The organism is Granulicella sp. S156, assembly GCF_009766105.1.
Taxonomy (GTDB): Bacteria; Acidobacteriota; Terriglobia; order Terriglobales; family Acidobacteriaceae; genus Granulicella.
The window spans coordinates 417,148-443,491 of sequence record NZ_LMUH01000009.1 but is presented as its reverse complement, the minus strand read 5'-3'; the positions used below and the strand labels follow the sequence as shown (position 1 = coordinate 443,491).

Here is a 26,344-nt window from a genome sequence, read left to right as displayed (position 1 = left end):
ATTCTCGATGCCTAGACCAGTAGATGGCCGCGAGAATTAGACGATTTATACTTTTAGTCCAAATGATTGGTTCAATCGTCTCATCGCCGCGTGAGTTGAACTCGGAAAAACTACAACCTGCACCGGATTCTCCTGCCTTGGCGATGGACCGCCGTATGGACCCGCTCTCCGAGGTTCTCGCCCTCCTGAAACCGCAGCCCTATATCGCCGGCGGTTACGCAATTCCGGCCGACGTAGCGATCCAATACCCGACACACCTCGGAATCAAGTGCTATGCAATGCTTGCAGGCGCCTGCTGGCTGATCGTCGAGGGTGTTTCTGAGCCTGTCAGGCTGAACACCGGAGACTGCGTGGTGCTTCCTCATGGACGCCCCTTTCGATTCGCAGCAGAACTTTCGCTAAAGCCGATGGATCGCTCCGAGGTCGCAGCCCGGAGACGCAACGGAGGCGAAGCACTGGGCGCGACGGATGCGCCGGGCTATATTGCAGGTGGCCATTTCGCGCTCAAGGGTGGTCACACGCAGCTACTCTTGAGTGCATTGCCGCTGGTAGTACATATCCGCAGCGAGACGGGGAAAGCCGTCATGCGATGGTCAATCGAGCGGATGACCGAAGAGCTCTCTCAAGCGCAACCGGGCGGTTCACTGGTGACACAGCATCTCGCGTCCATGATGTTGATCCAAGCACTACGTTTGCATCTGGCAGATCCAACTGAAGCTAATCACGGATGGCTTGCTGCATTGGCCGACAAGCACCTCAGTGTGGTGATCGCCAACATGCACGAGAAGCCCGGACATCCTTGGACAGTGCTTTCGCTGGCGGAGAGCGTCGGCATGTCACGCGCCGGCTTCGCACGGCGTTTTCGTGACGTCGTCGGTACTGGGCCTCTCGAGTACCTTACCCGCTGGCGCATGTTGCTGGCTGCAGATCAGCTCGAAAACTCTGCTGAGGGGCTGTGTAGTATCGCGAAGTCGTTGGGCTATGGATCTGAGAGCGCCTTCGGTAAAGCGTTCCGCCGAGTGATGGGTTGTTCTCCCAGACAGTACGTACAGCCGTAGGAAGAAACATATCCTGCGCAGCTGGCTCGGGAAGCTCGTACCCCATGATTTATCGGAGTCCAGCCTTTCTGCGCCCCTACGCCAAAACCACACAAAACGATGCGCCTTATACTTAACGGGAAAGAGGATTCATGGCCGCACTGATCGAAGCAATCCACGTCAAACGCAAGCATCTCTTCGAGTTCGAGAACGAACCCTACGTCTGTCTCGACTCCGACATCTCCACCCCCACCGCTCGTGGCGGCCAGACGCTAGTGCGCCTCAAGATGCGCAACCTCCTCACCAGCGCCGTCTTTGATAAGACCTTTAAGGCCCAGGACAAGTTCAAAGAGCCCGACCTGGAACTCGTCCCGGCATCCTTCCTCTACCACGATGGCGACGGCTTCCACTTCCTCGATCAGGAGAGCTTCGAGACCCACACTCTCTCCGACGACACCGTCGGCAACGCCGCCGACTTCCTCCTCGACGGCCTCCTCCTCCAGCTCCACAAGTACAACGGCAGCCCCATCGGCCTGCAGCTTCCCATCTTCGTCGAGCTCGACATCACCTACACCGAGCCGGCCGTCCGCGGCGACACCTCCAGCGGCGCCACCAAGATCGCCCGCCTCCAGACCGGCCTCGAGATCAAGGTTCCTCTCTTCATCAAGGAAGGCGAAAAGGTCAAGGTATCCACCGAAAACCGCGAATTTGCAGGGCGAGCTTAGAGCAGAATCCCTATAGCTGTGCGCGGGGGGCGATTATTTGAACGGCACTTTTCCCCAAGAAAAGTGCCACTCCTAAGCTCTTTCCAAGGGATAGCAATAGGGATTCTGCTCAAAACTCGCCCCCTTTCGCTGCAGACCTTCACCAACAACCCATGTCCACCTTCCTCACCGCCGAGTGGCGCAAGCTCATCATGGCGCAGTACGAGGTCGAGCCGTTAACGATAACGCCATGGCTCCCACGAGGCCTTGAGCTCGATCTCTTCCACGGCCGCTGCTACGTCTCGCTCGTCGGCTTCCTTTTCGACCGCGTCCGCCTCAAAGGCCTGCCGATTCCCTTCCACACCCGGTTTGAAGAAGTGAACCTGCGCTTTTATGTCAAACGCACCCCATCCGACGGCCCACCCCGGCGCGGGGTCGTCTTTATCCGCGAGTTCGTTCCCCGTGCCGCGATTACCTTCGTCGCCAACACCTTCTACCAGGAGCGCTACGCAACCCTGCCGACGCACTCCAGCATCGCCAGTACCCCTCAATCGCTCGACGTGCAGTACTCGTGGAAGCACAGTGGTAGGTGGCACAGCCTGGGAGTCGAAGCCTCACCCAACCCGCAGCCCATTGCCGCCGGCAGCGAAGAAGAGTTCATTACCGAGCACTACTGGGGCTATACCAAACGTCGCGACGACAGCACCTCCGCCTACGAGGTCCAGCATCCCCGCTGGGAGACCTACCCCATCCTCCGCCACGCCATCGACGTCGACTTCGCTGCCCTCTACAGCGAGGCCTTCGCAGTGCTCAACCGGCAGGAACCGGCAAGTGTTCTGCTATCTGAGGGTTCCTCCGTCAGCGTGCAGTCGGACACTGGCGAACGCATCGCCTAACCGCGCCCCTTGCGACCCCGGAGCTCCCATAGCGTCTAATCCTGCAGAGGTTTAAGATTGTCATCATGAGAACCATCGACGCATCACAGGGCATTCGCATCCTCGACAGCCGCTCCACCGCGAGCCTGCTCAGCAAGGTGCTTTGGGTTACCACTGCCGGATTCCTCTTTACCGCCTTCGGCGCCTACATCGCACCGGATCTGCCGGGAATCAGCTTTCTGTTTGTAGTGCTGCTCAACTTCGCGCTGATCTTCGGAATCCGGGCCGCCACACGCCGCTCCACAGGCCTCGGCCTGGTGCTCTTCTACGCTTTCACCGTGCTGATGGGCGTGGAGATCGGCCCGCTGCTCAAGGTCTATCTGCATATGGCCGGTGGCCAGACCATCGTCTTTGAGGCCGCCGTGACGACAGCCATGGGCATGGCGGTAATGGCCATGATCGCGCAGATCGCGCGCTTCGACTACCGCAAGCTGGCCTCTTACGCCTTTGCCGCATTGATTGGGCTGGTCATTATTGGCTTCCTCTCGATGTTCTTTCACTTCATCAGCCCCGGCGTCTACGCCTGGATGGGCCTGGCGATCTTCAGTGTCCTTCTACTGGTCGACTTCATGCGGCTCCGCGACAGCCCCGCCGGCACTTCGCCGGTAATGCTCGCTCTCAGCATCTATCTCGACGCCCTCAATATCTTCATCTTCCTGCTACAGATCTTCGGCAATGGCGGCGGTCGCCGCGACAGCAAATGGAGCTAGCTCATGGCCGCGCGATCCCTGGCATCGAATCGTCAGGATCGCGCCGTCCAGGAACAAGCCTTTATGTAGTCAACAGGGGAGTTGACTACACTACTTGAATGGCACGTCGTACCGGCCCAGCGCAAGATTCGCCCACCCAACCCGATCCGCTCACCTGGCTTCGTGGCCTGCCCAAGGCCGAGTTACATCTGCACCTCGAGGGCTCGATCACCCCTGAAACTCTCGTCGAGCTTTCGCAAGCCAACGACGCCATCCCACTGACGCTCGAAGCCGCCAAGCAGGTCTACAGCTACAGCGACTTCCCCAGCTTCCTGATGAGCTTCAAGGCCGTCACCCAAAGGCTGCACTCGGCTGCCGACTACGAGACCATCACCTACGCCATGCTGCGCGATCTTGCCGCACAGGGCGTGCGCCACGCCGAGGCCTACATCTCCATCGGCATTCTCTATCACTTTGCGCGGCTCGACGTGGACGAGGTCATGGCCGCCATCGAGCGCGGCCGCCTGCGTGGCGAAAAAGACTTCGGTATCTCGCTGCTGTGGATCATCGACGCAGTACGCCACTTCGGGATCGAGGAGTGCGCGCGAGTCTTCCGCAAGGCAGCGGAGTTGCAGCACCAGTATCCCAGCGTCGTCGGCATAGGCATCGGCGGCGACGAAGCTCGCGGCCCTGCGCAGGACTTCCGAGAGCTCTATGCGGAGGCCAAAGCCGCAGGCCTGCACCTGACCTGTCATGCGGGCGAGTCGACCGGGCCACAGAGCATCTGGGCGGCGCTGAATATCGGAGCCGAACGCATCGGCCACGCGCTCACCGCGCAGCAGGACCTGGATCTCATCGAAGTGCTGGCCCAGCGGCAGATCCCGCTCGAGCTCAACATCACGAGCAACCTCCGCACCGGCTGTTGTCCGGCACTCCTGGAGCACCCGGCGCGGCGCTACTTCGAAGAAGGCCTGATGGTCACGCTCAACTCCGACGACCCGCCGTTCTTTGGGGCAACCCTGCTCGACGAATATCTGCTTGCACACACGGAGTTCGAGCTTTCGCTGGACCAGCTTCGTGAGATCGCAGCCAACTCTATCGAAGCCAGCTTCCTCAAGCCCGAGCGTAAGCTCGCACTGCTCGGCGAGGTTGAGCGTTACGGCTGGTAGTTACTTACCCAGCAGCTACTTACCCGGAGGCGCGGGCACCATCACCGCACCGGGGTCGATCTTCGGAATGCCGAAGTGCCCACTCAGATGCACAAGGTCCAGAGGGCTCAACACACCTGAGACCTCGATCAGGTTCATCTCGCGCTGACCCCGCACCAGCACTGTCACATCTTCGATCTCGCCGCTGTGGAAGTGCAGCCACAGATCGGTGATCGGCGCATGCGGTGAGGCTGAGTCATGCGGTGAAGCATTCTGGTTGACCAGGTGTTTCCAGCCTGCGGCGTTGTACGCAGCTACCAGCGCAGACATACTCTCAGGCAGGTAAAACACCGGCTCGTGGTAGTGATAGTTCTCCACGGTAATGCTGTTCAGCGCAGCGAACGCACGCTTTCCAGAAGCGCTGTCGTCCATGTAGCCTTCGGCCGCCTGCAGCATGTTGTGGTCGAAGGTAAACGCCGTATGGTTCGCCGGCTGCGAGGAAATGCCCCGCAGCGCCTCCATAACCCCCTGCGGCTGCTGGGCGTTAAGGGTAAAGCCGACCGCTGCACAGAGCGCAACGGTCAGAAGGACAGGGGATAGACTCAGCTTCATCACGGACCTCGCTATTCTGATAGACCCGTATTCGAGGTAAAAAGTTTACTCGTGCGGCGCGAAGTAGCCTTTCTTTGCCCGGACCGAGTAACGCGTATCGATCGAATGCAGGTAAATCGTGCGGAACGAGCCGTCATGCTTGAAGTCCGCCGGCTCATAGACCAGCAGATACTGGCTGCGCAGCTCTTCTTCGATATTGTGGAAGCCAACAGCCACATCGTCAATACGCTTGGGGTAGAAGGTCTGACCGCCCGTGGCGTCCGCGATCTGCTGCAGCACGTCGTCACCCTTGTCCCTGCTGGGGCCGACGTTCGTGCTGATGGTGTAAATGATCGTCTCCGCGCGCTGACACATCTTGATGGCTTCAGTCTCGAGAACACGGCTATAGTCGTCGTCGCCGTCCGAGACCAGCACGATCGCCTTGCGCACAGCGGTGTCCTGCTGCAGCGTCAGCATCTGGTCCTTGCACGTCCTATAAAGCGAGTCGAAGAGCGCTGTGCCACCGCCGGGTCGCAACCGGCGGATACCGGTGTCCAGCATATCGACACGGTTGGTAAAGTCCTGCGCGAGGTTGAGCTGGACGTCAAAACCCTCCACAAACGCACGATCGGCCGGATGCAGCACCTGCAGTAAAAAGTCGGTGGCCGCCTGCTGTTCGAACTCGAAGCGCTGCCGGATGGAGCTGCTGGTATCGAGCATGATGCCCACGCGCAGCGGAAGGTTCGTCTGCTGAACGAAGCGGCGTACGCGCACCGGAGGTCTGCCGTCGTCGAGCAGACCGAAGTTCTGCTGTTGCAGGCCAGCAACGAAATGGCCGTCCTTACCCGTTACGGTAAAGATCAGATCGACTTCGTTGACGTTGATTTTGATCGTGCCTGTCTGCTCGCGCGGCGCATCATCACGTTGCTGCAGCGTAGTAGGGGCGGTCTGCTGCGCAGGAGACGCCGGCTGCTGCGTCGTCGCTGGCGGAGCTGCAGGGGTCGCCGTCGGCTGCTGGGTGGCTGCGGGAGGTGTGGCGGGTGTGACCGCGGGTTGCGGGGTTGCCGTCTGCGAGATTGCGGCCTGCGGGCCTGTAACGCACGCCAGGGCCAGGAGGACCCAGCGTGCTCTGCTGCTTATGATCATGCCAACCATCGTATCAACTTGCGCCCCTTACACGCTCCAGAACCTGCACTAGCTCCTCAGGAAGTTCTGCGTGCAGCGCTAATTTTTCGCCCGTTCGAGGGTGTGCGAACTCCAACTCGGCGGCGTGCAGGAAATTGCGATCCAGTTCGAATCCTTCTTCTACCGCCTGCGGGCCCCCAATGGGGTTGATGCGGTGCGGCGCTCCGTAGAGGAAATCGCCCACCACTGGATGCCCGATCGCCTGCATGTGGACACGGATCTGGTGGGTACGGCCGGTCTCAATACGCACTTCGACCACGGTAAATTTTCCATACGGGCCATCGATCTTCTCCAGCACGCTCCAGTGCGAAACCGCGCTGCGCCCACCAGGCCGCCGCGTCGTCATGCGGATGCGGCGGACGAGGTCGCGGCTGATCGGCAACTGAATCGTGCCCGAGTCCTGCGGCCCGGAAGCGGGCTTGATCCAGCCATGCACCAACGCCACGTACACCTTGCGCATCCGCCGCTCGCTGAACATCTCACTCAGCTTGCGATGCGTCGAGTCGTTCTTCGCGACGACGATCAGCCCGCTAGTCTGCTTGTCCAACCGATGCACAATGCCCGGCCGCAGATCTCCACTGACCTGCGACAGCGATTTACCCATGTGGAACAACAGCGCATTGACCAGCGTGCCGCGGTTGCGCTCAGAGTCGCCTGCGCCCGCATGAACCATCATGCCGGCCGCTTTATTGACCACCGCCAGATCGTCGTCTTCATACACGATGTCCAGCGGGATATCTTCCGGTTCGGCATGCAGCGGCTCGGGGCGGGGCTCGCCTTCAATCTCGACCAACTCGCCACCCTTCAGCTTCTGCTTGCCCTTGCCCGGCTTGTCATCGACCGTCACCTGGCCCTTTTCAATAAGCAGCACCACACGCGCGCGGCTGATGTCCGGCAGGGCCTTGGCCAGGTAGGCATCGAGCCGCATGCCGGAGGCAGCGGAATCCGCCGTAAAGCTGCGCACGCCGTCCTGCGCCTCCAGGTCGTCGAGTACCTGAATCTCGGGCGCGTCGTCCGGAAACACATAGGGTGCGGGGTAACGCCGGGGGGATTGCTCCTCCTGGGGATGCTTGCCGCCACTCGGCCCGGTCGTAACCAGCCCGGGAGTGAAGGCGAAGGGCGAGGTTGGCAAGCTCGGCGAACTGAACTCCGCCGTGTCGTAGGACTGGACCGGGGCATCCTCGTCGACCTCGCCGGAGGCACGAAGCGCGGCCTCGCGCTCCTGGGCCAGCGTGCGCTGTGCCCGATACTCATGCTTTACCGTGCGCCGTCTCTGCCCCTTGGGCAGCATGTTTTGCGATGGCATTTAGACCAACTCCTTCATTTGTGTGCCCGAATCGGTGGTCAGGACAATCTTCTTTTTCTGTATTGACTGCGTTCTCGTGAAGAGCATCGCACCCGCGAGTATCGACCCCAGCGCGATCCACTGCGGAGGATCGAGCCAGCCATCGCCGACGCTGTCGATGGGCTGCCGCAACATATCGAGGGCGAACGAAATCGCCCCTCCAGCCAGCAAACCGTACCCGGCAACTTCACCTGCACGAAGGCGGCCTGCAAGCCTCCGCAACAGAACCACGCACAGCACCAGATAGGCGGCCATTGCATAGATCTGCACCGGATGCACCCGGCCCAGCACCGTGTCTCCCGGCGTCACGATACCCCACGGCAAATGGGTAGGCATCCCGGCGTCTGTGCCCTCGAAGTAGTGCCCCAGGCTCAACACCGCCCCCAGCAATGCCGCGCAAGGGGCCCAGGCATCCAGCACATCAAGCAGCGGCAGCTGTTTCCGGCGCAGATACACCGCTACCAGCAGTCCGGTAAGCGCCATGCCCCCGTAGGTCAGCGACGGCAGGGACAGCACCAGCAGCGGATACCTCAGGAACGCCTGCGGATCCATGACCACCAGCAGCGCACGGGAGGCCAAAAACGCCGCAATCATCGCAAACAAGCCGGCATCCCACAGCTTTTCCGCAGGAATTCCTACAAAACGGGCGGTGCGCTGGCTCAATCCCAACGCCGCAACCAGCCCTGCTGCGGCAAAGAGGCCGTACACGGGCAGGTGCAGGCGTCCGAGACGCAGAAATCCCGGCACGAACATCGCCGTCGCATGCAGCAAAGACATCATCACTCTTGAGGATACGCGCCCGAGATCAACGCTCAACAGATCAGCCCGGGAAGGGCGCGGAGAGAAGCAAAGACCGACCCACTGGGCCGTACAGCGAAGCGCAGGTGAACCCGTCTAAGACGGTGGGACCCTGCCGTGGCTCTTTAGGCTTTCCGGACTGGCGGACCTAGCACACCGAGCCATGTATACGAGCTGGACCCCTGTTCAATGATTATTGGTTCAACCTGCGTTGTTCGTGTACCTGCTTTGTAGGCCGGTCTCTGAAATGGATGCTAACGGTCATCGCCCCAATGTGCAACCTCCGGACTCCTGAGAGGCCTATTTTCAATCCTTTAGGAACTAGAGGCGGCCTTTGGAGTTAACAATGAATAGCTGACGGGAGTCCTTCCCCGTTCGCCTTCCGTATACCCAGTGACTGGAGTTTGGAATGAACAAGGCTCTTTGGACCGCTGCCGTTTGTAGCGCCGTTCTCCTGGGTATCGCGGCGCAGGCACAAACCCCTCAAACTTCCGATGACACTCCAGCTCCTCCGCTGCAGCGGCGCGACCCAAACGTCGCCACCCTCACCGCGACCGCGCGTGCCGTCGTGCTCGATGTGGTTGTAACGGACGCCAAAGGCAATCCGATCAAGGGACTCAAACGGAGCGACCTCGTCGTGCAGGAGGATGGCGCTCCGCAGACGCTCGACAGCTTTGAAGAGCACGACGCGACGGTCGATGCCAGCGCCGCCAGACAGCAAGCCCTGCCCAAGCTACCGCCCAATACCTTTACCAACTTCACGCCGGTGCCCAACAGGGGCTCCAATACGGTAATCCTGCTGGACGCCCTGGACAGCCCCCTCAGTGCGCAGATGTATCTCCGCCAGCAAGTGATCGACTACATGAAGACCGTGCAGCCTGGGACCTCGATCGCAGTCTTTCAACTGGACACCGAGATGCACCTCATCCAGGGTTTTTCTGCCGACCCTAAGGTGCTGCTTGCAGCCGTGGAGAGCAAGCGGGATATGCCGACGATCCCACCGCTGATGGGACGCAACTATGTTTACCAACGGTCGCGGCAAGAGATTCTCATCAACGGCTTGCAGATGATGGGACGCTATCTGGAGGGTTTTCCGGGGCGCAAGAACCTGATCTGGTTTACCGGCTCGATCCCCTTTGCCGCCTATGGCGATGGAATAGGCGATCCCTTCCCGGACTTCGACCTCTTCAGCGATTTCAACAGTATCCTGACCCAGGCCACCGACGTGCTCGCCCTGAGCAGAGTCGCGGTCTATCCCGTCGACACCCGGGGCCTCGAAACCAACCCAGCCTTCAGCGCGGCACGCAGAGGCCCGCCGCCGCTGGGTGCGATGGCCCCTACGCACTTCTTCCTGCACGCGGATATGGACGACGCGGCAGACGCCACCGGCGGCAAAGCCTACTACAACACCAATGGCCTCAAGAACGTTATCGGCCAGATTGTCGACGGTGGCTCCAACTACTACACCATCGCCTACACCCCAACGAACAAAAACTGGAACGGACAATTTCGGAAGATCAAGGTGACGCTCGCCGACGGCGGTGGGCAATTGCTGTACCGGCACGGCTACTTTGCACGTGCGGGCGCGGCCCACAGGGTGACACCAACGACATCCAACAAACTTACAGGGGCCTACGACCCGCAGAGCGCCTTGTCACATCCGGGCATGAAGCAGGGGTTCGAAGTCTCGATGGCCCTCGGCGCCATCCCTCCGACCGAACTGATCTTCAATACCAATATTGCGGCGGACTCCGAAGTTCAGAAACTCCAGAAGAACGAGCCCCTGCCACCCAACAACTATCTTCGCGCGGACTTCCAGAGAAAGCCTTTCCGCAACTATCACGTCCTGTACGCGGTAGATCCCCACAAGATCAGCTTCACCCGTACACCCAATGGAATGCACCACGGACGGCTCGAATTTGTGGCGGTGGTCTATAACAACGAGGGTGAGACCGTGAACTCGATCATCACCACGAGTCCCCTGGAACTCGACAACGCAGCCTATCGGCAGTTGATGCAGTTCGGCATCGGCCTGCGACAGACGATCGCAGTTCCCGAGAAAGGCAATTTCTTCTTTCGTCTAGGTGTCCATGACACCATCGGAGACCGAGCCGGCGCCGTGGAGGTTCCGGTAGATAACGTGCAATTGGGCGTTGCCGCCTTCACAGCAAAACCCACCCCTTAGGGTGGGTTCGCGGAAGAAGTGATCTGGAGAGAAGAGATTTTCTCCGTCGGCGCTGATTGAAACCTAGCCAGCTTTGCGTTCGGCAAGCACTTCGTCCAGCATGCCCATCAGGGAGCCTGCACGGGTTCTCGCTGATGTCTGTGCTTGATTCAGGCTGCCATTCAGTGTGTCATAGCGCGCGCGCAACGCTACCAGTTCGTCGGCGATATTCAGCGCGGCCAGCACGGCCACGCGCAACGAATCGACCGTCGCACCATGGGCGGAGACGGCGCGCATCTTGCCGTCGACAATGCCCGCGAGCTTTTCGATGTAAGCAGGGTCTGTGCCCCGCAGTTGATAGACCTGATCGTAAATCTCGACGACGACCGCACCCGCAGCCTGCGCCGCGAGCTCGGACCGTGAAACCTCCGCCGCACTTCTCTGTTGCATCTCCGCCAACGCTTCTCCTAGCCCCTTAACCCTGTTTCCTGTTTCCTGTTTCCTGTTTCCTAAAGAAGCTCATCCATCTGCGCGAGCATCTTCTCCACGCGCGACTTCACGGCTTCGCGCTCACGGTTCAGGCTCTCCACTTCAGCCTGTGCCCCGCTGGCTGCCGACAGTTTCTCGCGGAGCGAGGCGGCTTCGGTACGCGCCGCATCGCGTTCAGACTCGGCCACAGCGCGTGCCTCGCGCTCTTTTTTGATGAGCTCGACGGTCTGCAGTACCTTCTGTTCCAGCGCCTGGAACTCGTCCACACTGATGGTCGATGAACTCATCTTTTGCCGTTGCCTCCGCGCACAGTAAATCAGGCTGAAGTATAGCGATTCGCGTAGTGGATTTGAGGTGCGGAATTCGAAATGGAACCTTTCTGAATTCTCCCTACGCCCGGCAAGGTCTCTGGGGAAGTGCAGTGAGAAGTGGTAAGTGACAAGTGGAAGGGAGATCACTTGTCACTTACCACTTGTCACTTCTCATCTCACTGCACTATGCCCGATGTACCCCACCCAGACCAACCAGCGCAGTAACAGTCTTATCCGACCAGCTACCGAGGTCCTCTTCGGTCAAAGTGCGTTCGTTCGACTGAAACACTACGCGCACCAGCGCTGAGTAATGCCCGGCAGCGACTGCCTTGCCCTTCGCATCGCGGAAGATCTCGACGGGCGTAATGCGCTGCGTTTCTGCGATACCCAGCCCGCGCAATGCCTCATCGATCTGCTGCCACCGCACGGCGTCCGGGAAGACGAACGAAAAATCGCGCTCGACGGCCTGATAGCGCGAGATGTCCCGGGAGACCGGCTGCCGCAGTGCGCGACGCAGCAAGAGGTTCGCTCCAACTTCAGCAAGGACGCAGGTCTGGCGCAGCTTGCGGCGCTGCGACTCGGACGCACTCAATTCCCCGAATACCGCAACCACCTCGCCATCGAGCAAAGCGCGCGCACCGCGGCCCGGCTCGATCCACGCTGGAAGAGGCCCGGCATCGAACCGCGCCGTCCCTTCGAACTTTGCGAGCAGCCGCTCAATAGCGCCCTTCGTCTCGTAGAACAATGCGTCCTGCGCCCCATACAGCGAGGTTGCGATAGCCGCTCCGGTTGCGCCCAGCGCGAGTCCCGTATGTTCCTTCACCTCGGCTGTCGATCCGGTGAAGACCGTGCCCAGCTCAAACAACCGCACCTCGTTTACATCGCGATGCAGATTATGCGCGAGCATCGTCGCCATACCCGGCACCAGCGATGGCCGCAGCATGCCGGCCTCTTCACTCAGCGGATTGCCCATCGCCACAGCACCTGCTGCCGCGCCACCAAACATCGCGGCTTCTTCAGCAGAAGTAAAGGTGCTGGAGATCGCCTCGCTGAAGCCCAGCGAGCACAGGGTCTCACGAATCGCCCTCTCCTGCTCAGCATGCGGTTGTTCGACGACCGCACCCGCAAATGCGGGGAGCGTGTCGGCAAACTTGTTGTAGCCGTAGACGCGCGCCACCTCTTCGATGAGGTCGATCTCGCGTTCCAGATCGAGCCGCCAGCTCGGCAGCTTGACGCCATACTCGCCTGCAACCGCACCGGTCGCCGTGAGCCCACAACCCAGAGCCCCGAGATACTGCTCGACAATAGCCTCACTCAATCCGGATGTCCGCTCGCCGCCCTGCCACGCAGCGTCTTCAAGCGTCGTGCCCAGGTGCCGCTGCACCTCACGGACGCGCAACACGATCGGCGTACGATCGGCGGTCTTTGCCTGGATTTCAGGAACGATGACATCGACCAGCGGTCCCACCACTTCGCCGCCCGCCTGCTCGACGACCAGACGGGTAACGAGATTATTTCCTAGCGGTGCGGCATTGAAGTCTGCTCCGCGCTCGAAGCGGTGACTGGCATCCGTGTGCAGTCCATGACGGCGCGAACTCGCGCGAATCGCCGACGGGTCGAACCATGCGGCCTCGACAAGGATGTTCTTCGTGGTCTCGGTCACACGCGAGTCCCATCCGCCCATCACTCCGGCCAACCCCAGAGCCTTCTTCTCGTCGGCGACGACCAAATCATCCGCCACCAGCGTGCGCTCGGTGCCATCGAGCAGCCGCAGCTTCTCGCCCGCCTTCGCACGGCGCACAACGATGCCGCCCTCAAGGGTGTCGAGGTCGAACACATGCGTGGGCTGACCCATTGCGAGCCATCCAAAGTTCGTTACATCTACCGGGGCGGAGATCGGCTTTTGTCCCAGCGCGGCAAAGTACCCGGCCACAAGGCCCTTTGCAGGTCCAACCGTAACGCCGCGAATCACTCGCGCTGTAAACCGCCCGCATAGATCGCGCGCTTCGATGCGCACCGGGAAACCTTCGCCCTTTGCCGTCTCAGCAACCGGTGCGGCAATACCTTCCGCCAACGAAGCAAGCGGCACGTCATAGATCGCCGCTGTCTCGCGTGCAACACCGTAGTGGTTCATGGCGTCGACACGGTTGGTCGTGATGTCCATCTCAAAGCGCGAACCGCCACATGAAGCGTCAAACTCACCTTCAACCGCGATACCACGCAAGGTTAGATCTTCGGCAAGCTGGCGATCGTCGACCGACAGTTCAGGGAGATAGGATCTCAACCATTTCGTCAGAATATTCAAGCGAACTGCTCCAAAAATCTCATATCACCGGAATAAAGCAATCCGATGTCGCTAATTCCGTATTTCATCATCGCAATACGATCCACGCCCATGCCGAAAGCGAAACCACTGATGCGGCGGGTGTCATAGACCGGGTCGTGACCCAGTTCGATGCGGCGCTGGTTCACGGCCTCGAAGACCGCGGGGTCGACCATACCGCAGCCCAGCAGCTCGATCCAGCCCGAGTACTTGCACTTGCGGCAGCCCTTGCCGCCGCAGAAGATGCAGGAGATCTGCACATCCGCACTCGGTTCGGTGAAGGGAAAGAACGACGGGAAGAAACGCGTCTTGACCGCCGAACCGAAGAACGCCTTCATGGCATGGTCGAGCGTGCCCTTGAGGTCCGAGAAGGTAATGTTTGTGTCCACGCACAGCCCCTCGACCTGGTGGAAGACCGGCGAGTGCGTGGCGTCGGCAGCATCATTGCGATGCACCTTGCCGGGAATCACGAGCCGCAGTGGCGGGGCCTGCTCCAGCATGGAGCGGATCTGCACCGGTGACGTATGCGTACGCATCAGCAGACGCTCGCGCAGCGGTTTGCCCTCCTGCTCGGCGACGACCAGCGTGTCCTGCGTATCGCGGGCGGGGTGGTTGGGCGGAAAGTTCAATGCCTCGAAGTTGTAAAAATCGCTCTCGACCTCAGGTCCCAGGCCAACGGAATAGCCCATACGCTGGAACACGCCGACGATCTCGGCCATCGTCTTGACCAACGGATGCTCGACGCCGACGCGCTGGGAGCTGCCAGGGAGCGTTACATCCAGCCCCGCTGAAGCAGGCTTGACCACCGCACCCGCGCTGGCTGCGATCAGAAAGCCTTCAACCTGTTCCTTCAGCGCATTGAAGCGCTGGCCGATCAGCTTCTTCGCCTCTGGCGGCGCGGCTTTGAGCCATGCATCGGAGATCGCCTTCAGGTGACCCTGCTTACGCCCCAGCCACTCCAGCCGGAACTGCTCGGCCTCAAAGCCGGGCGCGGCAACGGCGGCTTCTGCTTCATTGCGAACGGAAGCGAAGGCGGCATCGAGTGACGCCTCTGTGAAATCTATAAGTTGCGGAATATTCAACGGTTTTCCCTAGGTCGCCTTTTTATTCTAAACCGCCCCTACAGCATTTCCCCTATGGGTGCAGGCCGAAAGGAAAGACTTGTGCGCGGTTTTTTCCCAAGAAAAACGGCACTCGCAGAACTCATCCGATTCACAGTAATAGGGGAAATGCTTACAGCGCCCACCAGATGACCACCGCCATCAGCGCGCCCAGCAGCAGGCTGCGCTTGTCCGTAATGGCAAAGACCACGGGGTCGTCGTGCATTTCGCCACGACTAGCCAGCATCCATATCTGGCTCAGCCATAGCAAAAGCACCGGAACCACCAACCACAGGCGGACAGGATGGTGGTAGAGCAGCTTACTCTCAGGATTATTGATATACAGCGTCATTACGACGACCGCCGCATAGGCCGCACCGGTTCCCAAGGCACGCAGCTGCTCCAGGTCACTGACGAAGTAACCTCGCCCATTGGTGACTACTTTCCCGCTGGCCTGCAGGCCTTCCAACTCGCTAAATCGCTTGACGAAGGCCAGGGAAAGGAAGAAGAAGACACTGAAACCCGCCAGCCAGGCCGAGACCACGATGCCTGTGGCCCCGCTGCCGGCAAGAATGCGAATGGTGTACAGCCCGCTCAAGACAAAAACGTCCCAGAGCAGTTTGCGCTTCAGATATAAGGAGTAGGTCAAGGTCGTCGCCGTGTAGATTGCGAGCCAGGACAGGAACTTATAGGGCCGTGCCAGCTCATAGGGACCCGGCGCGGCCGCGACGATCCGGGGAAGCGCAACCGCCAGGACTACGGCTGCGATCATCAGCAGCACGACCACCACTACGCCCGAGATTGCCGACAGATCACCTGCCGCAAAAGGACGGTTTCGTTTGCGAGGGTGTCTGCGGTCTGCTTCTATATCCAACAAATCATTGATGATGTAAGTCGCAGAGGCGCAGAGGCCGAAGCTGAGAAAAGCGGCAACGGCTCCTGCAAAAGTGTCCGTAAACGTATCTGAGTTCCAGGCATGGGCGAGCAGCAGAGGAACGAAGATCAAAGTGTTCTTGGCCCATTGGTGCAGCCGCACAGCCTTCAGCCAGCTCTTGAGCTTGGGAGAGCTGTCGTTGAAGACTGCAACTGGAGACGTTCCCGCATGTTGCATCGCTGTCCGCAGCGCACGATCCGGATTAGCGACCATGGGCGATTGGCAGACGGCCAGCACCTCGGCGTCGGGCCTGGCGTTACCGATGTAACAAAAGTTGTCGCCGAAGCGCTCGCGGAACGCTGCAAGCTTGTTGCCTCCGGCCAGGTTTGTTGCGCCGTCGGAAGCCAAAACCCCACGGAAGATCCCAAGATATGCTGCGACGCGGTCAGCCAGAGCGCGATCAGCCGCCGTCGCCAGATAGATCTCCTGGCCTTCGGCCGCCTGCTGACGAAGCCATTCCAGCAAAGGGCGGTTGTAGGGCAGATGCTCCACATCCAGTTCAATCGCGGAGGCCACATGCCGTTTAAAGGCTGCCTTGCCCTGCGCGATCCAACCGGGAATGCCCAACAGCTCAAGAGGAGATTGCCGCGCCATGACCAGCACCGAATCGACCAGCGAGTCAGATTTGATGAGGGTGCCATCCAGATCCACACACACCGGCAAACCAGCGGGCAGAACAAGGTGCGGCCCTATGCCGTCCCGTCTAAGCTCCTCACGGCCACTCGCTGACTCCGTCTGCAGCACGATTATCGCTCTCCCGCAAATTGACGTTGGAAACCTTCACCGACCCCTTTGCGTCACTATACCTGCCAGTATGGTTAACATGTTGCAGGCTAGCCCCTGAAGCAGGTCACACCCAAAGGTTCGGGCATGGAGCGGTAAGGATGATCTTCCACCCGCATCCTGACAAGATGCCCCGCTTCCGTGGCTGGCTATCTACCGAATGACGTCCCTCGGCCTTGCAGCTCAACTCAACCCTAATATTTATATCGGTTATAAAAAATAAGTTGCATCTTAGTAAGTACATCTGTGTCTGGCGATCTAGAGCAGTTTCACAGTTACCGTGGCCTCGGAAAAGGATTGCAGTGTGGTTTTCTTGGAGAAAACCACGCAAAAATCTTCCGCTCCGCTCTACACCCACTGTAAAACTGCTCTAGCCTTGAGGCTGGCGTACTTCAGGGTTGCAACTGCTGAAGGAGCTGGTTCGTCTTTCATAAGAGAGCCAAAGCTGCGTAGTACGATTATGATCCTTCGTCCTTGGTCAGGAGACACCGTTGCAATCTGATTCGAATGAGCGCCCACTGATCGGCCCCGATCATCAACTGCCTGCCTCTACTGCGGGGAAACCCAAACACAGTGGAACGGTACGGATTATCGTATGGGTCCTTTTACTGCTTATCTTCGCGGTGGGATTCTACCTGGTATTGCATCACCACGACGACACGGCGAAGCCCGCGACCGGGCGTCATGGCGCTGCCGGCGGAACCGCGACGATCAATACCGTTACAGCGCGCAAGGGTGACATCGGGGTCTATCTCGATTCCATTGGCACCGTCACGCCGGTCTACACCTCCTCCATCACCAGCCAGGTGAACGGGATCATCCTGTCAGTGCACTACAAAGAAGGCCAGTTGCTGCGTAAGGGCGATCCACTGATCGACATCGATCCGAAGCCGTACGAGGCGACTCTCCTGGAAGCGCGGGGCACTCTGGAGAAGGACGAGGCCGTACTGGCACAGGCACAGATGGACCTGGAGCGCTACCAAGCTGCCTGGGCCAAGAACGCCATTCCCAAGCAGACGCTGGACGACCAGGAAAAGATTGTTCTGCAGGATCAAGGCACCGTAAAGAACGACCAGGGCACCGTGGCGTTCGACCGGGTTCAGCTCGATTACTGCCACATCACCTCTCCCATTACAGGCCGTGTCGGCCTGCGTCTCGTGGATCCGGGTAACGTGGTTCAGTCCACCGGAGGCACAACCCTCGCAGTGATCACGCAGATTCAACCGATCACCGTCATCTTCACCATTGCCGAAGATAGTCTTGGACAGGTTGTGGCCCCGATGCACAAGGGCTCTAAGCTGGCCGTGGATGCCTATGACCGGGCAGCGCTGAAACAGATTGCAACCGGCACACTATCGAGCCTGGACAACCAGATCGATACGACGACCGGAACCGTAAAGGGCCGCGCCACCTTCGTCAACAAGGACTCTTCGCTCTACCCCAACGAGTTCGTAAATACCCGCCTGCTGGTGAATACCCTGCACGACGCCACACTGATTCCCACTTCGGCGATTCAGCATAACGGCCAGATAGCGTTTGTGTACGTGATCCAGAACAATGTCGCCCACCTGAAAAACATCCAGGCAGGCGTGACCGACGGAGACACGACGCAAGTCACTGGTATTGATCCGGGAGATGTTCTCGCCGATAGCAGCTTCGACAAGCTCCAGGATGGAGCGAAGGTCTCCATCTCCAACAAACCGGTTCCCGTCAGCACCACCAGTGGGAGTACTGCTCCTTGAGTCCTTCGCGTCCATTTATCCTCCGTCCTGTTGCGACGGCGCTGCTTATGGCGGCAATTCTGCTGATTGGCATTGTTGCTTATACGCAGCTCCCCGTTTCCGCGTTGCCGGAGGTCGATTATCCGACCATTCAGGTGCTCACGTTCTATCCGGGCTCCAGCCCGGATGTCATGGCCACCACCGTCACCGCGCCACTTGAACGGCAGTTTGGCGAGATGCAGGGTCTGAGCCAGATGACCTCCACGAGCTCCGGCGGGAACTCGGTTATTGTGCTGCAGTTCAACCTGAGCCTGAATATCGATATCGCGGAAGAAGAGGTGCAATCGGCGATCAATGCCGCGCAGAGCTTTCTGCCTGCGAATTTGCCTGCCCCGCCGATCTACAGCAAGACGAATCCCGCCGACGCTCCTGTGCTGACGCTGGCGGTCACATCGAGCACAATTCCGCTCTCGCAGGTGGAAGACCTCGTCGACACCCGCCTCGCACCTAAGATCTCGCAGCTCAATGGCGTAGGCCTGGTAAGTATCAGCGGCGGCCAGAAGCCGGCTGTGCGCATCCAGGTGAACCCCACCGCGCTGTCTTCCTATGGAATTAACCTCGAAGATCTTCGCACTGCGGTCAGCAACGCCAGCGTCAACGCCGCGAAGGGTAACTTCGATGGCCCTCGGCAGGACTATCAGATCGACGCGAACGACCAGCTCGTCACCAGCGATGACTACAAAAAGGTCGTAGTCGCGTATCGCAATGGCGCGCCGGTCATGTTGCCCGATGTTGCCAACATCATTGATGGTGTGGAGAACACCACGCAGGCAGCCTGGATGAACCAGACGCCGGCCATCATCCTGAACGTGCAACGGCAGCCGGGCGGCAATACCATCAGTGTCGTCAAGAGCATCAAGAGCCTGTTGCCACAGCTGGAAGCGAACCTGCCCAAGGGTATTGAGGTCACAACGCTCACCGACCTGACGACCTCCATTCAGGCGTCCGTCGACGATGTCGAGTTTGAACTCATGCTGACGGTCGGGCTGGTCGTCCTCGTCATCTTTCTCTTCCTGCGCAATCTCTACGCCACCATTATTCCCAGTGTGGCCGTACCGCTCTCGCTGGTCGGCACCTTCGGGGCTATGTACGCTCTGGGATACAGCCTCGACAACCTCTCGCTGATGGCATTGACCATCTCGACGGGCTTCGTCGTCGACGACGCGATCGTCATGGTGGAAAACATCTCGCGCTACCTGGAGGAAGGAGACCCTCCGCTACAGGCGGCATTGAAAGGCGCGGAGCAGATCGGTTTCACCATTCTTTCGTTGACGGTATCGCTGATCGCAGTGCTGATTCCACTGCTCTTCATGGGCGACGTCGTCGGCCGCCTCTTCCGCGAGTTCGCCGTCACCCTCGCTGTCACCATCGTGATCTCGGCGGTAGTTTCGCTGACGCTAACGCCGATGATGGCTTCACGCATCCTGAAGCACGATCCCGAAGCCGAACAGAAACGTTTCTACAAGATGTCGGAACACGTCTTCGAAAGTATGATCGCGTTCTATGGACGCACTCTGAAGTTCGTTCTGCGGTTCCAGACGATCACACTCTTCGTTGCTCTTGCGACGCTGATGCTCACGGTCTTTCTGTACATCATCATCCCCAAGGGATTCTTCCCGGTGCAGGATACCGGCGTGATCCAAGGGATTTCGCAGGCGCCGCCGACCATCGGCACAAAAGCCATGGCGGAGAAACAGAAGGAGTTGGCGGATGTCATTCTCAAGGACCCCGCCGTAGAGAGCCTGTCTTCCTTTATTGGCGCGGACGGCACCAATACCACGACCAATAGCGGCAGACTTTCGATCAATCTCAAGCCTCTCGGTTCAGGGTCAGGCGAACGCGACATAAACGCCTCCGACGTCATTCGCAGGCTGCAACAAAAGCTCAACGACCAGGTGCAGGGTATTCAGCTCTTCATGCAGCCGGTGCAGAACATCACTATTGATGACCGGGTCAGCCGCACGCAATATCAGTACACGCTTGAAGATCCCGACCAGAACGAGCTGAACGACTGGACAAACCGTTTCGTGACGCAACTAAAGAAGTTGCCCGAACTGGAGGACGTTGCCACCGATCAGCAGCTGGGCGGGCTCGCCGTATCCCTGGCGCTTGACCGCGTAACGGCTTCCCGGCTGGGCATCGCTCCGACAACAGTCGACAACACCCTGTACGACGCCTTCGGACAGCGGCAGATCAACACGATGTACACGCAGCTGAATCAGTATCACGTGATTCTCGAGGCCCAGCCGCAGTTCCAACTTGATCCCAATAAGCTGGATCACATTTTCATCCAGTCCAATGCCTCGTCCGGCGCGACCGGCGCCGGTGCTTCTACCTCTTCGGGAAATGGTTCTACTTCAGCCGGCTCGAACGCACTGACCGGCTCCGCGCTCTACACGCCTTCAGCCAGCACGATCTCCGCACCGGTCAACGCGCTCACGTCGAGCACGGCAGCCTCCAGCGGAGGGGCAACCTCGGCCGGCACTACAAGCTCCAGTTACGGCAGCCCTGTTCCTCTGAGTGCGTTCTCGCACTTCAACACCACGACGGAACCTCTCTCCATCACGCATCAAGGACAGTTTCCATCGATTACGGTCTCCTTCAACCTGGCCCCGAATGCTGCGCTCGGCGGCGCCATTACGGCGATCACCAAGGTGCAGAAGGACATGCATATGCCGGCCAGCCTGCAGGCCGACTTCCAGGGCACCGCGGCCTCGTTCAGAAACTCGCTGTCCAACGAGCCCCTGCTGATTCTCGCCGCCCTGGTCACGGTCTATATCGTTCTGGGCGTTCTGTATGAGAGCTTCATTCACCCCATTACGATCTTGTCGACGCTGCCGTCTGCTGGCGTCGGAGCCTTTCTTTCGCTCATCCTCTTCCATCAGGATCTGAGCGTCGTGGCCATCATAGGCATCGTTCTACTCATCGGTATCGTTAAGAAAAACGGCATTATGATGGTGGACTTCGCCCTGGAGGCTGAGCGACAGCACGGCAAAAGCTCGACTGAAGCCATCTATGAGGCCTGCCTGCTGCGCTTCCGCCCGATCATGATGACCACCATGGCTGCGCTGCTGGGCGGTCTGCCACTGGCGTTCGGGCATGGCATCGGTTCCGAGTTGCGTCGGCCGCTGGGTATTGCCATGGTCGGCGGCTTGCTGCTCAGCCAGGTACTTACGCTGTACACGACTCCGGTCATCTATATCTTCTTCGACAATCTGGCGAGCCGTTTCTCGCGCAAGCCGAAGCACTCTCCAGTCCCGCCGCACAATGGTGAAGCCCCGCAACCGGCAGGGCAGTCATGAGTCTCTCCGCCCCATTCATCCACCGTCCGGTAGCGACAACGCTGCTTACGGTTGCCATTGCCATCGCTGGGGCCATCGCGTTTACGGTGCTTCCCGTTTCGCCGCTGCCACAGGTGGATTTTCCTACTATCTCCGTCAGCGCTAGCCTTCCCGGCGCCAGTGCGGACATCATGGCGTCGTCCGTCGCAACGCCTCTTGAGCGGCAGTTCGGCCACATCGCCGGCGTTACGGAGATGACCTCTTCCAGCAGCCTAAGCTCAACTTCGGTCACCATTCAGTTCGATCTGAGTCGTGACATCGATGGCGCGGCGCGCGACGTAGAAGCGGCCATTAACGCCGCTCGAACCTATCTCCCCGCCAACCTGCCCAGCGACCCCACCTATCGCAAGGTGAATCCGGCCGATTCGCCGATCATGCTCCTCGGCCTTACCTCCGACGTCTATGGCCCGGACAAGCTCTACGACGAAGCTTCCACCGTGATGGTGCAGAAGCTTTCACAGATTCAAGGCGTGGGCCAGGTGAGTGCCGGTGGCGGTGCACTGCCGTCCGTGCGTGTGGAGGTAAATCCAACCAAGCTTGCCAGCTATGGGTTGGCGATGTCGAATCTGCAGTCTGTCCTGAGCCTGCAGAACACCAACCTGGCACGCGGACAAATCACGAATGGCGATGTCAGCGCCGACATCGTGGTGAATGGTCAGATCTCGCATGCCGAAGACTATAAGCCGCTCATCGTCGGTTACAGCAAGGGCGCGGCGATACGGCTGTCGGATGTGGCCGATGTGGTCGACTCCGTGCAGAACGTACGGGCCGGCGGCTATCTGAACGGCAAACGCTCCATCGTGCTTGTCGTCTTCCGCCAGCCGGGAGCCAACATCATCGACACGGTCGATCGTATCGATGCGCAGATGCCTTCGCTCGAAGCGTCCATCCCGCAGGGCATCAAGGTAACAAAGGTTCTGGACCGTACGACGACGATCCGCGCATCGGTTGACGATGTCGAAAGTACGCTCATTCTTTCCGTATGCCTGGTCGTCCTTGTCGTGTTTGTCTTCCTGCGCAACGGCCGGGCCACACTCATTCCCGCTGTCGCCGTTCCGGTTTCATTGATCGGTACCTTTGCGATCATGTACATCTTCGGCTACAGCCTCGACAACCTGTCTTTGATGGCCCTGACCATCTCGACCGGCTTCGTGGTGGACGACGCCATCGTCGTGATGGAAAACATCACGCGCCATACCGAAAATGGAATGGACCCCTTTGAAGCTGCATTGAAGGGGGCACAAGAGATCGGCTTTACCGTGGTGTCCATCAGCATCTCGCTGATCGCGGTCTTTATCCCGCTGCTCCTGATGGGCGGAATCGTAGGCCGCCTCTTCCGCGAGTTTGCTGTTACTCTCTCTACCGCCATCGTGGTGTCGATGGCCATCTCCCTGACCACCACGCCCATGATGTGTGCTTATCTGCTGAAGCACGACCACGGCAAGAAGCATGGCCGGATATACATGGCGACAGAGAGCGCCTTCGACTGGGTTTTGAATCTGTATCGAAGGAGTCTCCACTGGGTGCTGGAAAACCCAGGGCTCATGCTTACGGTTCTGCTTTTGACCATCGCTCTCAATGTGGTCATCATCATCAAAATCCCGAAGGGATTCTTCCCGCAACAGGACACTGGCTCGCTGTCTGGAGCTATTCGCGGCCCCCAGGACGCGTCCTATCCAGTGATGAACTCCTCTCTGCTGCAGGCTGAGGACGTAATCAAGAAAAATCCATCAGTACAAAACGTGATCGGCTTCACAGGCGGCGGCGGCGCGACGAACACAGGAAATATCTTTGTCATCCTCAAGCCATTGGGCAGTCATGCGCCCAAGCAGCGTAAGGATGGCGCTCCGCAGATCATCAATGAACTTCGCAACCCACTGAATAAGCTGACCGGAGCCTCGACCTTCCTGCAGGCATCGCAGGACCTGCGCATCGGGGGACGCTCCAGCAACGCGCTCTATCAGTACACCATCCAGGCCGACAATGTGAACGACCTCCAGACCTGGGGGCCGAAGCTGTTGGAATCGATGACGCATCTGCGCGGATTCCAGGACGTAAGCTCCGATCAACAGAACGGCGGCCTCGACCAACTTCTCACCTACGACCGCGTCACTGCGGCAAAACTTGGACAGACGGCCAGTTCGCTCGATTCCGCGCTGTACGCAGCCTTCGGCCAATCTGAAGTCTCGCTTATCTATACGCAGTTGAACCAGTACTACGTTGTGCTCGAAGTCGCTCCCCAATACTGGGCAAGCCCAGAGGGCTTGAAGAGTGTGTACTTCCACGGCGCCTCGAGCAGCAGCACGACTGCCAGCGGGAATACGCCACTCGCTGCCATGACGAAGAGCAGCGCCAATACAACCCCACTGGCACTCAACCACACCGGGCTCTTTCCTTCCGTTACGGTGTCCTTCAATCTTGCGCCGGGCGTTTCGCTCAGTGATGCCACGCTTGAAATCGAGCAGATGAAGCAGAAGCTCGGCACCCCCACGTCGATTCAGGGTCAATTCGCCGGAACGCTGCAGGCGTATCAGCAGTCGCTCGGCACCGAGCCCTATCTGATTTTGACGGCCATTCTGGCGGTCTACATCGTGCTCGGGGTACTGTACGAAAGCCTGGTGCACCCCATCACGATCCTGTCCACCCTGCCGTCAGCCAGCGTGGGCGCCATGCTGGCGTTGATGGTCTTCAAGGAGGACCTGAACGTCATCTCGATCATCGGCATCGTTCTTCTGATCGGCATCGTAAAAAAGAACGCCATCATGATGATCGACTTCGCCCTCCAGGCAGAACGCGAGGGCGGCATGAATACGGAAGACGCCATCTTCGAGGCCTGCATGCTGCGCTTTCGTCCCATTCTGATGACCACGATGGCGGCACTCTTCGGCGCTCTCCCCCTGGCCTTTGGAACAGGCACGGGATCCGAGCTTCGCCGGCCGCTGGGCATTACCATTGTTGGCGGCCTGATCGTCAGCCAGATGCTTACGCTCTTTACAACTCCGGTCGTCTATCTCATGTTCGACAAGCTGCGCCTCCGCATAGCCGGCAAGCACCACGACGACTTTCGTGCCACGGATGGCCTTGTGCCCTCCACCCCAGATTAATCTGGACTAATTTTGAAGAAGCATGGACATAAAACTATGACTACCTTCCGTCAATCTGCTGCACTTACTTCTGCTGTTGCGGCTCTGCTGCTGACAGGCTGCAGGGTCGGCCCCAAATATCAGGTGCCGCCTGCCATGGCACAGGCTCCGCCGGTCGCCTATAAAGAAGCACCGGCGCCCAACTCCGATGCCTGGAAGGTCGCGCAACCACAGGATGCCATGCTGCATGGCAAATGGTGGGAGATCTACAACGATCCCGAATTGAACGCACTCGAAGACCAGCTGAACATCAACAACCAGAACATCAAGCAATTCTTCGAGAACTTCATGGAAGCGCGCACCCTGATCGCACAGGCCCGCTCCCAGCTCTACCCCACAGTGGGCACATCTCCTGGATATACGCGTGCGGGAACCTCGGCGAACACCGTAAACAATTCAGGCACTACAAGCGCAACGACCGGCCAAAACCTGACGACCAACCTGACGACTCTCCCCCTAGATGTTTCGTGGGAGCCGGATCTCTGGGGTAAGGTTCGCAATACGATCCACGAGCAGCAGTATGCCGCACAGCTCAGCGCCGCCGATCTGGAGAATGAGCGCCTCACCGAGCAGGCTGATCTGGCCATCACCTTCTTCGAAATTCGCGGTCAGGACGCGCTGCAGGACCTCTACAACCAAACCATTGAAGCCGACAAGAAGGCCTTGGACTATACGCAGGCTCAGTACGACACCGGCGTTGGCGATCGGATCTCGGTGGTCGAAGCACAGAACACACTGCAGAATGCCCAGGCAGCCGCTACAAACCTCGGCGTAGCGCGCGCCCAGTATGAGCATGCCATCGCCGTTCTGATCGGGACGAACGCCTCAGGCTTCTCTATCCCAATAAGAGTACTGGATGCAGTTCCGCCGCCCATTCCAATCGGAGTTCCGTCGCAGTTGCTGGAGCGCAGACCCGACATCGCCGCGGCTGAACGAAATATGGCCTCAGCAAACGCGCAGATTGGGGTGGCCTATGCCGCCTTCTATCCCACCCTTACGCTGAGCGCATCAGGCGGCCTGGAGAGCTCGAGCTGGAAACACCTATTCGACATAGCGAGCCGTTTCTGGTCGGTCGGGCCATCTGTGTCCGAGACTATCTACGACGCAGGCCTTCGCCGTGCCACCGTGAACCAATACATCTTTACCTACAACGCCGATGTTGCTAGCTATCGGCAGGCCGTCCTGACTGCATTCCAGCAGGTAGAAGACTACCTCTCCTCGACACGCATCCAGTCCACGCAGATTCAACAACAGCAACAGGCCGAGCAGTCCGCGAAGGAATATCTCGATTTGGAGATGGGGCGCTACACCACAGGCATCGACCCTTACGTCGATGTAGTTACGGCGCAAACCACCTTGCTTACGGATCAGCAGACGCTCGTCACCCTTCATACCAACGTGATGACGGCTTCCGTGCAGTTGATCGAGGCTCTCGGCGGAGGATGGGATCGCACCCAGCTACCCACACCGGAACAGGTCTCGAAGAGACTGAGCAAGGGCGAAACGACGATTCAGAAGTGATCTAAAGCGATTGCACCGCTAA

General features: G+C 59.3%; 19 protein-coding genes and 1 other RNA gene. 10 read left to right on the top strand and 10 right to left on the bottom strand.

Features of this window, described 5'->3' with window-relative positions; genetic code table 11:
• The first annotated feature begins 62 nt into the window (after positions 1–62).
• The 5 genes from GSQ91_RS09415 to add all read left to right on the top strand — a co-directional run bounded on the left by GSQ91_RS09415 (position 63) and on the right by add (position 4,534).
• The gene (locus tag GSQ91_RS09415; protein WP_254064459.1) at positions 63–1,058 is read left to right on the top strand and encodes an AraC family transcriptional regulator; all 996 of its coding nucleotides are present in this window, start codon (positions 63–65) and stop codon (positions 1,056–1,058) included.
• Positions 1,059–1,189: 131 nt separating this feature from the next.
• Complete coding sequence (locus GSQ91_RS09410; RefSeq protein ID WP_158821275.1) at positions 1,190–1,762, top strand: elongation factor P; 573 nt, start codon at positions 1,190–1,192, stop codon at positions 1,760–1,762.
• A 152-nt stretch (positions 1,763–1,914) separates the two neighbouring features.
• Entirely contained in the window at positions 1,915–2,637 is a 723-nt protein-coding gene (locus GSQ91_RS09405) for a YqjF family protein (RefSeq protein WP_158821274.1), read from the top strand.
• Between the two features lie 65 nt (positions 2,638–2,702).
• On the top strand, positions 2,703–3,386 hold the full coding sequence (locus GSQ91_RS09400) for a Bax inhibitor-1 family protein (RefSeq protein WP_158821273.1): 684 nt from the start codon (positions 2,703–2,705) through the stop codon (positions 3,384–3,386).
• A gap of 98 nt (positions 3,387–3,484) precedes the next feature.
• The gene (gene add / locus GSQ91_RS09395; protein WP_158821272.1) at positions 3,485–4,534 is read left to right on the top strand and encodes an adenosine deaminase; all 1,050 of its coding nucleotides are present in this window, start codon (positions 3,485–3,487) and stop codon (positions 4,532–4,534) included.
• 15 nt (positions 4,535–4,549) lie between these two features.
• On the opposite strand, the gene GSQ91_RS09390 is transcribed toward add, so the two are convergent.
• The 5 genes from GSQ91_RS09390 to ssrS form a co-directional block, all read right to left on the bottom strand.
• A complete protein-coding gene (locus GSQ91_RS09390) occupies positions 4,550–5,125 on the bottom strand; it encodes a hypothetical protein (RefSeq protein WP_158821271.1) in 576 nt (191 codons plus the stop codon).
• 45 nt (positions 5,126–5,170) lie between these two features.
• On the bottom strand, positions 5,171–6,250 hold the full coding sequence (locus GSQ91_RS09385; protein WP_254064458.1) for a VWA domain-containing protein: 1,080 nt from the start codon (positions 6,248–6,250) through the stop codon (positions 5,171–5,173).
• A gap of 13 nt (positions 6,251–6,263) precedes the next feature.
• Entirely contained in the window at positions 6,264–7,595 is a 1,332-nt protein-coding gene (locus GSQ91_RS09380) for an RluA family pseudouridine synthase (RefSeq protein WP_158821269.1), read from the bottom strand.
• Positions 7,596–8,414, bottom strand: coding sequence for a prolipoprotein diacylglyceryl transferase family protein (locus tag GSQ91_RS09375; RefSeq protein WP_158821268.1), 819 nt, complete (start codon positions 8,412–8,414; stop codon positions 7,596–7,598).
• Positions 8,415–8,485: 71 nt separating this feature from the next.
• A non-coding RNA gene (gene ssrS, locus GSQ91_RS09370) (6S RNA) lies at positions 8,486–8,672 on the bottom strand.
• Positions 8,673–8,841: 169 nt separating this feature from the next.
• Between ssrS and GSQ91_RS09365 the strand changes: the two genes are divergently transcribed.
• Positions 8,842–10,617 (top strand): VWA domain-containing protein, encoded by a 1,776-nt coding sequence (locus GSQ91_RS09365; RefSeq protein ID WP_158821267.1) that lies wholly within the window; start codon positions 8,842–8,844, stop codon positions 10,615–10,617.
• Between the two features lie 63 nt (positions 10,618–10,680).
• Here GSQ91_RS09365 and GSQ91_RS09360 read toward each other — a convergent pair whose 3' ends face one another.
• The 5 genes from GSQ91_RS09360 to GSQ91_RS09340 form a co-directional block, all read right to left on the bottom strand.
• Positions 10,681–11,046, bottom strand: coding sequence for a cell division protein ZapA (locus GSQ91_RS09360; protein ID WP_174240664.1), 366 nt, complete (start codon positions 11,044–11,046; stop codon positions 10,681–10,683).
• A gap of 59 nt (positions 11,047–11,105) precedes the next feature.
• Positions 11,106–11,372, bottom strand: a complete 267-nt coding sequence (locus GSQ91_RS09355) for a hypothetical protein (RefSeq protein WP_158821265.1) — start codon at positions 11,370–11,372, stop codon at positions 11,106–11,108.
• A 208-nt stretch (positions 11,373–11,580) separates the two neighbouring features.
• The gene (gene pheT, locus GSQ91_RS09350; RefSeq protein WP_371417098.1) at positions 11,581–13,680 is read right to left on the bottom strand and encodes a phenylalanine--tRNA ligase subunit beta; all 2,100 of its coding nucleotides are present in this window, start codon (positions 13,678–13,680) and stop codon (positions 11,581–11,583) included.
• Between the two features lie 17 nt (positions 13,681–13,697).
• Entirely contained in the window at positions 13,698–14,801 is a 1,104-nt protein-coding gene (gene pheS, locus GSQ91_RS09345) for a phenylalanine--tRNA ligase subunit alpha (protein ID WP_158821263.1), read from the bottom strand.
• 151 nt (positions 14,802–14,952) lie between these two features.
• Entirely contained in the window at positions 14,953–16,497 is a 1,545-nt protein-coding gene (locus GSQ91_RS09340; RefSeq protein WP_158821262.1) for a UbiA family prenyltransferase, read from the bottom strand.
• Between the two features lie 530 nt (positions 16,498–17,027).
• On the opposite strand from GSQ91_RS09340, the gene GSQ91_RS09335 reads away from it, so the two are divergent.
• The 4 genes from GSQ91_RS09335 to GSQ91_RS09320 are packed head-to-tail and all read left to right on the top strand — an operon-like array spanning position 17,028 to position 26,322.
• Complete coding sequence (locus GSQ91_RS09335; protein ID WP_158821261.1) at positions 17,028–18,278, top strand: efflux RND transporter periplasmic adaptor subunit; 1,251 nt, start codon at positions 17,028–17,030, stop codon at positions 18,276–18,278.
• Positions 18,275–21,619, top strand: a complete 3,345-nt coding sequence (locus tag GSQ91_RS09330) for an efflux RND transporter permease subunit (RefSeq protein ID WP_158821260.1) — start codon at positions 18,275–18,277, stop codon at positions 21,617–21,619. Before GSQ91_RS09335 ends, GSQ91_RS09330 begins: the two co-directional genes overlap by 4 nt.
• Positions 21,616–24,762, top strand: coding sequence for an efflux RND transporter permease subunit (locus GSQ91_RS09325; RefSeq protein WP_158821259.1), 3,147 nt, complete (start codon positions 21,616–21,618; stop codon positions 24,760–24,762). Before GSQ91_RS09330 ends, GSQ91_RS09325 begins: the two co-directional genes overlap by 4 nt.
• A 36-nt stretch (positions 24,763–24,798) precedes the next feature.
• Positions 24,799–26,322, top strand: coding sequence for an efflux transporter outer membrane subunit (locus GSQ91_RS09320; protein ID WP_158821258.1), 1,524 nt, complete (start codon positions 24,799–24,801; stop codon positions 26,320–26,322).
• The last annotated feature ends 22 nt before the right edge of the window (positions 26,323–26,344 follow it).

Bases quoted from the DNA above. Each gene is read 5' to 3' on its own strand.
- GSQ91_RS09375 (WP_158821268.1), bottom strand. From the start codon at position 8,414: ATGATGTCTTTGCTGCATGCGACGGCGATGTTCGTGCCGGGATTTCTG.
- GSQ91_RS09325 (WP_158821259.1), top strand. From the start codon at position 21,616: ATGAGTCTCTCCGCCCCATTCATCCACCGTCCGGTAGCGACAACGCTG.
- GSQ91_RS09385 (WP_254064458.1), bottom strand. From the start codon at position 6,250: ATGATCATAAGCAGCAGAGCACGCTGGGTCCTCCTGGCCCTGGCGTGC.
- GSQ91_RS09410 (WP_158821275.1), top strand. From the start codon at position 1,190: ATGGCCGCACTGATCGAAGCAATCCACGTCAAACGCAAGCATCTCTTC.
- add (WP_158821272.1), top strand. From the start codon at position 3,485: ATGGCACGTCGTACCGGCCCAGCGCAAGATTCGCCCACCCAACCCGAT.
- GSQ91_RS09360 (WP_174240664.1), bottom strand. From the start codon at position 11,046: ATGCAACAGAGAAGTGCGGCGGAGGTTTCACGGTCCGAGCTCGCGGCG.
- GSQ91_RS09405 (WP_158821274.1), top strand. From the start codon at position 1,915: ATGTCCACCTTCCTCACCGCCGAGTGGCGCAAGCTCATCATGGCGCAG.
- GSQ91_RS09390 (WP_158821271.1), bottom strand. From the start codon at position 5,125: ATGAAGCTGAGTCTATCCCCTGTCCTTCTGACCGTTGCGCTCTGTGCA.
- GSQ91_RS09415 (WP_254064459.1), top strand. From the start codon at position 63: ATGATTGGTTCAATCGTCTCATCGCCGCGTGAGTTGAACTCGGAAAAA.
- GSQ91_RS09365 (WP_158821267.1), top strand. From the start codon at position 8,842: ATGAACAAGGCTCTTTGGACCGCTGCCGTTTGTAGCGCCGTTCTCCTG.
- GSQ91_RS09320 (WP_158821258.1), top strand. From the start codon at position 24,799: ATGACTACCTTCCGTCAATCTGCTGCACTTACTTCTGCTGTTGCGGCT.
- GSQ91_RS09355 (WP_158821265.1), bottom strand. From the start codon at position 11,372: ATGAGTTCATCGACCATCAGTGTGGACGAGTTCCAGGCGCTGGAACAG.
- GSQ91_RS09400 (WP_158821273.1), top strand. From the start codon at position 2,703: ATGAGAACCATCGACGCATCACAGGGCATTCGCATCCTCGACAGCCGC.
- GSQ91_RS09380 (WP_158821269.1), bottom strand. From the start codon at position 7,595: ATGCCATCGCAAAACATGCTGCCCAAGGGGCAGAGACGGCGCACGGTA.